This window comes from Arthrobacter sp. 179, assembly GCF_052379645.1.
In the GTDB taxonomy this organism is placed as follows: Bacteria; Actinomycetota; Actinomycetes; order Actinomycetales; family Micrococcaceae; genus Arthrobacter_H.
In genome coordinates, this window is the sequence record NZ_JBQSYU010000019.1 from 59,628 (window position 1) to 66,613 (window position 6,986).

At 61.0% G+C, this 6,986-nt stretch carries 6 protein-coding genes and 1 pseudogene; 4 read left to right on the forward strand and 3 right to left on the reverse strand.

Annotated features, from left to right (window positions below; translation table 11 throughout):
- Positions 1–23: 23 nt before the first annotated feature.
- The 3 genes from ACT3UE_RS11910 to fabF all read left to right on the forward strand — a co-directional run bounded on the left by ACT3UE_RS11910 (position 24) and on the right by fabF (position 2,763).
- Positions 24–1,031, forward strand: a complete 1,008-nt coding sequence (locus tag ACT3UE_RS11910; protein ID WP_441392462.1) for a beta-ketoacyl-ACP synthase III — start codon at positions 24–26, stop codon at positions 1,029–1,031.
- 87 nt (positions 1,032–1,118) lie between these two features.
- Positions 1,119–1,364: an acyl carrier protein gene (locus ACT3UE_RS11915; RefSeq protein ID WP_444566781.1), complete on the forward strand. Its 246-nt coding sequence runs from the start codon at positions 1,119–1,121 to the stop codon at positions 1,362–1,364.
- A gap of 160 nt (positions 1,365–1,524) precedes the next feature.
- Positions 1,525–2,763: a beta-ketoacyl-ACP synthase II gene (fabF, locus tag ACT3UE_RS11920; protein WP_086994500.1), complete on the forward strand. Its 1,239-nt coding sequence runs from the start codon at positions 1,525–1,527 to the stop codon at positions 2,761–2,763.
- Between the two features lie 191 nt (positions 2,764–2,954).
- On the opposite strand, the gene ACT3UE_RS11925 is transcribed toward fabF, so the two are convergent.
- Both ACT3UE_RS11925 and ACT3UE_RS11930 read right to left on the reverse strand, forming a co-directional pair.
- Positions 2,955–3,458 (reverse strand): DUF3145 domain-containing protein, encoded by a 504-nt coding sequence (locus tag ACT3UE_RS11925; RefSeq protein ID WP_086994482.1) that lies wholly within the window; start codon positions 3,456–3,458, stop codon positions 2,955–2,957.
- Between the two features lie 151 nt (positions 3,459–3,609).
- On the reverse strand, positions 3,610–4,626 hold the full coding sequence (locus ACT3UE_RS11930) for a tyrosine recombinase XerC (RefSeq protein WP_444566782.1): 1,017 nt from the start codon (positions 4,624–4,626) through the stop codon (positions 3,610–3,612).
- A 1,071-nt stretch (positions 4,627–5,697) separates the two neighbouring features.
- Between ACT3UE_RS11930 and ACT3UE_RS11935 the strand changes: the two genes are divergently transcribed.
- Entirely contained in the window at positions 5,698–6,471 is a 774-nt protein-coding gene (locus ACT3UE_RS11935) for a glycosyltransferase family 2 protein (RefSeq protein WP_444566783.1), read from the forward strand.
- A 72-nt stretch (positions 6,472–6,543) separates the two neighbouring features.
- Here ACT3UE_RS11935 and ACT3UE_RS11940 read toward each other — a convergent pair.
- Positions 6,544–6,986, reverse strand: a pseudogene (locus ACT3UE_RS11940) (IS481 family transposase); the annotation flags it as partial.

A 6,986-nucleotide genomic window follows, 5' to 3' on the forward strand; every position in this document is an offset into this window, starting at 1 on the left:
GCCCGCGGGAGTACACCCGCATCATGGGTGTGGGCGCCGCACGCGGAGACGTCATCGTCACGAACGAAGACGTCTGCCAGTGGATCGACTCCTCCGATGAGTGGATCCAGAAGCGGACGGGCATCATCACCCGACGCCGGGCCGACGCCGAGACCTCCTTGGTCGACCTGGCCGAGACCGCTTCCCGCCAGGCACTGGAAAACGCTGGCATCGAAGGATCCCAGCTCGGTGCCGTCATCATTTCCACGGTGACCTCCCCCTATGCCACCCCCTCGGCGGCCTCGGCACTGGCCCACCGGCTGGAAGCCACCCCGGCCCCGGCCTTCGATATCTCAGCAGCCTGCGCCGGCTACTGCTACGGCGTCGCCCAGGCCGATGCGCTGGTGAAGTCCGGTGCCGCCGAGTATGTTCTGGTCGTCGGAGCCGAGAAGCTCTCGGACATCATCGACAACCACGAACGCACCATCTCCTTCCTGCTCGGCGACGGTGCCGGCGCGGTCATCGTGGGGCCTTCAGACACACCGGGTATCGGCCCGTCGGTATGGGGTTCGGATGGCGGGAAATGGGATGCCATCGGGATGACCCATTCAATGCTGGATCTGCGCGATGTCGCCGTACAGGCCGAAGAAGACCCCGCAGGTGACGCCATGGTCGCTGGTACCGAGGCCAAGCTGTGGCCCACCCTGCGCCAGGACGGCCAGACCGTCTTCCGCTGGGCCGTCTGGGGCATGGCGAAGGAAGCCAAGCGCGCCCTGGATGCTGCCGGCATCACCGCCGATGATCTCTCAGTATTCCTGCCGCACCAGGCGAATATGCGCATCATCGACGAAATGGTCAAGCAGCTCAAGCTGCCCGATACCGTTGCCGTCGCCCGCGATATTGCCGATACCGGCAACACGTCCGCCGCCTCGATTCCGCTGGCCATGCACCGCATGCTGCAGGAACGTCCCGAGCTCTCGGGAACCCTGGCCCTACAAATCGGGTTCGGCGCGGGCCTCGTCTTCGGCGCGCAGGTCATCGTCCTGCCCTAGGCTGTTGACCGGACATCACTAAAGTTCACCGTCCGCAGGGCGGGAAAAATCGTCGGGAGAGTCCCGGCACCAAAGAAAGGGAGCCTCATGGCTAGCAACGAAGAAATCCTGGCCGGCCTCGCCGAGATCGTCAACGAAGAATCCGGCTTGGCCACCGACGCAGTCCAGTTGGACAAGTCGTTCACGGACGACCTCGACATCGACTCCATCTCCATGATGACCATCGTCGTCAATGCCGAAGAGAAGTTCGATGTGAAGATCCCGGACGAGGAAGTCAAGAACCTCAAGACCGTCGGCGACGCCGTGAACTTCATCGCGAACGCCCAGGCCTGATCGATTCCGGTTCTTCCCGTGGGCCCCGCTAGGGCAGCCTGAACCGGGAAGCCCAGGTCTTCTGGGTGGTCCGCCGAACGTGGCGGACCACCCCACCTAAACCTCAAGCGCAGAGCAACCTGCTCTACGCACCCCGCAATACAGCACAGAGAGTATGTTGATGGCTCGCAAAGTAGTAATCACCGGCCTCGGCGCGACAACGCCGATCGGTGGGGACGTCCCCACCCTCTGGGCCAACGCCCTCAAGGGTGTTTCCGGCGCCCACACTTTGACCGCCGATTGGGTCGAGAAGTATTCCCTGCCGGTCCACTTCGCCGCGAAGGCCTCTACTCCGGCTGCGGAAGTCCTTTCGCGGGTCGAGCTCAAACGCATGGACCCCTCCACCCAGTTCGGCGTCGTGGCCGCACGGGAAGCCTGGAAGGACTCAGGGATCGAGGATGTCGACCACGACCGCTTCGCTGTCACCTTCGCCACCGGCATTGGCGGCGTATGGACGCTGCTTGATGCATGGGACACGCTGAAGGAGAAGGGTCCTCGCCGTGTGCTGCCGATGACCGTTCCCATGCTGATGCCCAATGGACCGGCAGCTGCCGTGAGTCTGGATCTCGGGGCGCGGGCCGGCGCCCACACCCCCGTGTCCGCGTGCGCCTCGGGAACCGAGGCCATGCATATGGGGCTCGAGCTGATCCGTTCCGGCAAGGCGGATGTCGTGATGTGTGGTGGTGCCGAAGCGGCTATCCACCCCATGCCGATGGCCTCCTTCTCAGCCATGCAGGCGCTGTCCAAGCGCAATGACGATCCCGAACATGCCTCACGCCCCTATGACATTGACCGCGACGGCTTTGTGATGGGCGAGGGCGCTGGCGCCCTGGTCCTCGAGGCCGAAGAGCATGCCCTGGCCCGTGGCGCTCATATTTATGCTGAGTTGGCTGGTACCTCGGTTACCGCAGATGCCTACCACATCACCGCCCCAGACCCCGAGGGTCTGGGTGCCACCCGGGCGTTGAAGGCAGCCATGTTTGACGGTCTCATTCAGCCCGAGGACGTCGTGCACGTCAACGCGCATGCGACCTCCACGCCGGTGGGCGATAAGCCCGAATACACGGCGTTGCGCGCCGCGTTGGGCAACCGGCTCGATGAGGTCTGCGTTTCGGCCACGAAGTCGCAGATGGGTCACCTCCTAGGTGCCTCGGGTGCCGTTGAATCCGTACTAACCGTCCTGGCCGTGCAGGAACGCAAGGCCCCGGTGACCATTAACTTGGAGAACCAGGATCCGGAGATCCCGCTGGATGTCGTCACCGGAAGCCCGCGCGAACTGCCTTCAGGGCAGATCGTGGCACTGAATAACTCCTTCGGCTTCGGCGGTCACAACGCCGTGGTGGCGATCCGCAGCGTCTAGTCACGCCCCGCTCACAGACAAGGCCCGCACCCAACGGTGCGGGCCTTGTCGTTTAATCTCAAGACTTTCGGAGACGAAGAGTCATCTGTAGGAGAACACGACTATTCGACTGCTCTCCTGATCGTTGCGTGCCGGGAACTGGTCGGCAGGACGATCTGGAGAGCGATGGCATCCAGAGAGGGTGTGTGGAGTTAGCCGACCTGGTGGAGCCAGCGGACCGGCGCGCCTTCGGCGGCATGGCGGAAGGGATCGAGTTCTTCGTCCCACGCTTCACCGAGGGCAAGGGAGAGTTCTTGGTAGACGGCCGCGGGATCGCCGGCGCCTTGTTCATAGGCGAAGCGGATCCGGTCTTCGCCGACCATGATGTTGCCTGCGGAGTCGGTGGCGGCATGGAAGATGCCGAGTTCGGGAGTGTGTGACCAGCGGCTTCCGTCAACGCCACGACTGGGTTCCTCGGTGACCTCATAGCGCAGGTGGGCCCAGCCGCGGAGGGCGGAGGCCAGTTGCGCACCGGTACCTTGGGGGCCCGCCCAGTGGATTTCCGTGCGGTACATTCCGGGCGCGGCGGATTGCGGCGTCCAGTTCAGGTCCGTGCGTTCATCGACGACGGACCCGATGGCCCACTCGATATGTGGGCACAACGCTGTCGGGGCTGAGTGTACAAAAAGTACGCCCCGGGTCATGGGTACAGACATGCCATCCTCCAGTTCCTGTTGGTACGTCTTCCCCAACGACCACAGTCACTTTTGGAGGCCAGCACATGCTGCCTGATTTCATTGTGCCCGATTCCGGGGCGAATCTCCACCGTGACGGGCCATCTAGTGTTTTTTATCGCGGCACGAGGCGTCAGGCGCGTGGATGGGCCTGCTGATAACTATTGCGTAGACGGTCCACAGATACGTGGGTGTAGAGCTGGGTGGTGGCCAGTGAGCTATGTCCAAGCAATTCCTGGACGGTCCGAAGATCGGCTCCACCATCAAGCAGATGGGTGGCCGCGGTGTGGCGTAGGGCGTGTGGTCCCCGGGCTGCGGTATCGCCCAGCCCCTCCAAGGCCCGTTGGACCATGGAACGCACCTGTCGTGCGCCCATGCGCGCACCTCGCTCCCCTAGGAACAAAGCTGGACCCGAACCGTTGATGGCCAGCTGCGTCCGGCCGCGACTGATCCAATCGCTCAGTGCTTGGTGCGCGGGCTGCCCGAACGGGACGGTACGCTCTTTATCTCCTTTGCCCAGGACGCGCAGGGTTCGCCGATCATGATCGATGTCGTCGACATCCAGACCGGTGAGTTCTCCCACCCGGATTCCTGTGGCGTAGAGCAGCTCGAGGATGGCCCGGTCACGGTCGGCCACCGCCCGTTGCCGTGGCGTTGGCGCGGGAAGCTGCGCCGCCCCGGGCTCAGCCTGCGGTTCGTCGTCGAGTAGCCGGTGCATCTGGGAATCCTGCAGGACATGGGGGAGCCGTTTGGCGTTCTTGGGTGCTCTCAGCCGGAGCGAGGGATCAGCCGGAATGATTTCCTCACGCAGGGCCCAGGCCATGAATGTGCGCACCGATGCCGCATGTCTTGCCAGAGTTGCCGGGGCCTTGCCGCGGGCCTGTTGCTTGCCCAGCCAAAGGCGAAGAACGGCCAGGTCGATTTCAGTCAGGGCCTTGATGCCGTGCTCGGTGGCAGCGAATTCGAGGAGTGAGGTCACATCGCTCAGGTAGGCCCTGCGGGTGTGCTCGCTCCGGGAACGTTCCAATGCCAGATATCGCTCAAAGCGATCCAGTACCACTTCGTACTCGACCGGAAGACCGCTCGCGCCCCGAGACCCGGCAGTCGACCCTGCTGCTGCAGGGTCCACGGAATGCGGCTGACTACTCATATTCTCAGTTTGGATTGGTTTGTACGGTAACCGGTGCTGCCACGCCGCACTCTGGTAGGACACCCCGTCGTTTGGATAGGACTGGTTCAGCCCCCACGGCGGCGTCGCCAGCCGTCGGCACTGGATTCAGCAAGCCCTCGCGCCTGTAACCGGCTGAGCCCACCGAGGACTGCTCCGATGCCGAGTCGTGAAACTGTGGCCCGCTTATCCGGAACGGCCCGGGGCAGCAGGGAGTCCATCAGCGCTAGCTACTGGATACCCAGGCCCTCCTGGGCGCTAGCTTCGTCCGTACCTCCCGCTTGCTAGCCCAATCCGTTGTGGTTCTTGATGAAAAACGCCTTGGCCATTATGGGCGAGCAAAACATCTCCGCAAGACCGGCGGCCCAGCACCTCTGGCAACTCGTTGTCAGACAAGCGCACTGATGCCAATCCGGTTCCTGGAATCTTCGCGTCCGCCAGCCGGTCCTTCTCAACCGTTAACGACATGTCGTCGGCGAACCGGGCAATCATTCATGCTCAAAGAAACCCGAAGCGCGAGATTGCAGAGGTCAGGCAGCCGGACCACGGAGCTAACTTCACTCCCGACAATTTCAGCGAGGACGTTCGGACCTGGCACCTCACCCCATCCCCGAACCGCGTCATGGGCTGCTTCGACAACGTAGCCATGAAGTAATTCTGGGGACGCATACAGACCGAAACACTGGGCGCCCAATAGACCTGGGAGATGGTCGTTGACCTCATCACGACGATGCGCGCACGGTTGGACTTCGACAACGGCAAGCGCTGACATTGTCAACTAGGCTCCAAGAGCGCCACCTAGTACGAATTCGAAATATTTTGGATCCATCTCAACTACCTGGTCCTTATTTTCATATGAAATTGGCAAGAATTGTGGGAATCTTTATGGTTTGCTACCTGCAACCGGGCCACACAAAATGCCCTAAAGTTAGCAACATTCCTGCGGCAACTCGACATAGTACTGATACAAAGAGACAGGGTGTCAAATACTTTCACCCGTGCGTCCGCATGTATGCTTATTAGCGCCCGAATACCAATGCTAAGGATGAACTGTTGCCTGCCCCGTACTTAAGTATAATTATCCCTGTTTATAATGTTCGCGCCTTCCTTCGCGAATGCATGGATTCGGTGTTGGGGCAGACATTTGTAGATTTCGAAGTGATAGCCATTAATGATGATTCGCCCGATGGTTCCGGCGAGGTCTTAGATGAATATCAGGCGATCGATCCGCGGGTAAACGTCTTGCATATGAACCAAAACATAGGGTTGGGGCCTGCCCGGAATGAAGGAATTCAGCACGCGGTTGGGCGATACCTCCTCTTTGTAGACAGCGACGACACGTTAGTGCCGGGTGCGCTTGAGGCTATTGCAAATAGACTCAAGAAAACGCACGAACCGGACGTATTGGTCTACGACTACGCCCGCGAATATTGGAACGGGTCTATCCGCCGAAACGCTTTGTCAAGGATGCTTGATGAGGGAGACTCGGGATGTGTCGATTTCATCCAGCGCAGGAACCTTTTGAAGGTCCTTAATGTAGCTTGGAACAAGGCCTACAGCCGGGAGTTTATCTTGCAACACGGATTCGCGTTTCCGACCGGTTACTACGAAGACATTCCCTGGACGTTCCCTATATTGATAACCGCGCCGCGCATCGCCGTGCTCGATATGGTTTGCTATCGCTATCGTCAACGCCGTTCAGGGAATATTTTGGGCACCCCAAGCGCAAGGCATCTGGAGGTATTCGAACAGTACGAGCGGTTGTTTGACTACGTCGATTCCAAAGCAGAATTAGAGGAATGGTGTGATGTCTCAAGACACTGGTGACAGTTCTGCCTCAGGACAATGGTGGCGTTCGGTGTATCAAGACATCGGTGATGGTTCCGGACATGTCTCCGCTTATTTGCTGAACCGTGTCCGGGATTTCCCGATACCCACGTAGGCGGTGCCCTTCGGTGGCCACAGGTATTCTGCGATGACTTCGCCTTCGGTGTTCGCGAATATGATGCTCTCTTGGTCCCACGTGGCAGTGACTGTCCGTCCTCCCATCCGCTTGGTCAGGGAAAACAGGGTCCTGCCGATGTTGACCACGCCGTTGGAATAGACCTGCATCTTCTGGCTGCCGGTGGGCGCCGGGTGACCGATACTGCCGCTGAATTTCCTGGGCGCAGCGTTCGCACGCAGGGCCTGGATGCGCAGCAGGTCGTAAGCATCTGGTGCCGCGCGCGTGCCATCCTTCGGCGGCGGCGGCGGCGACGGCGGTTCGGTGGGGTGCTGGGCCTGGACCTCTTGCGCCGTGGTCGGCGGTTTGGAAAGCACCGCCGCCGGTTTCGGGCGAGGAG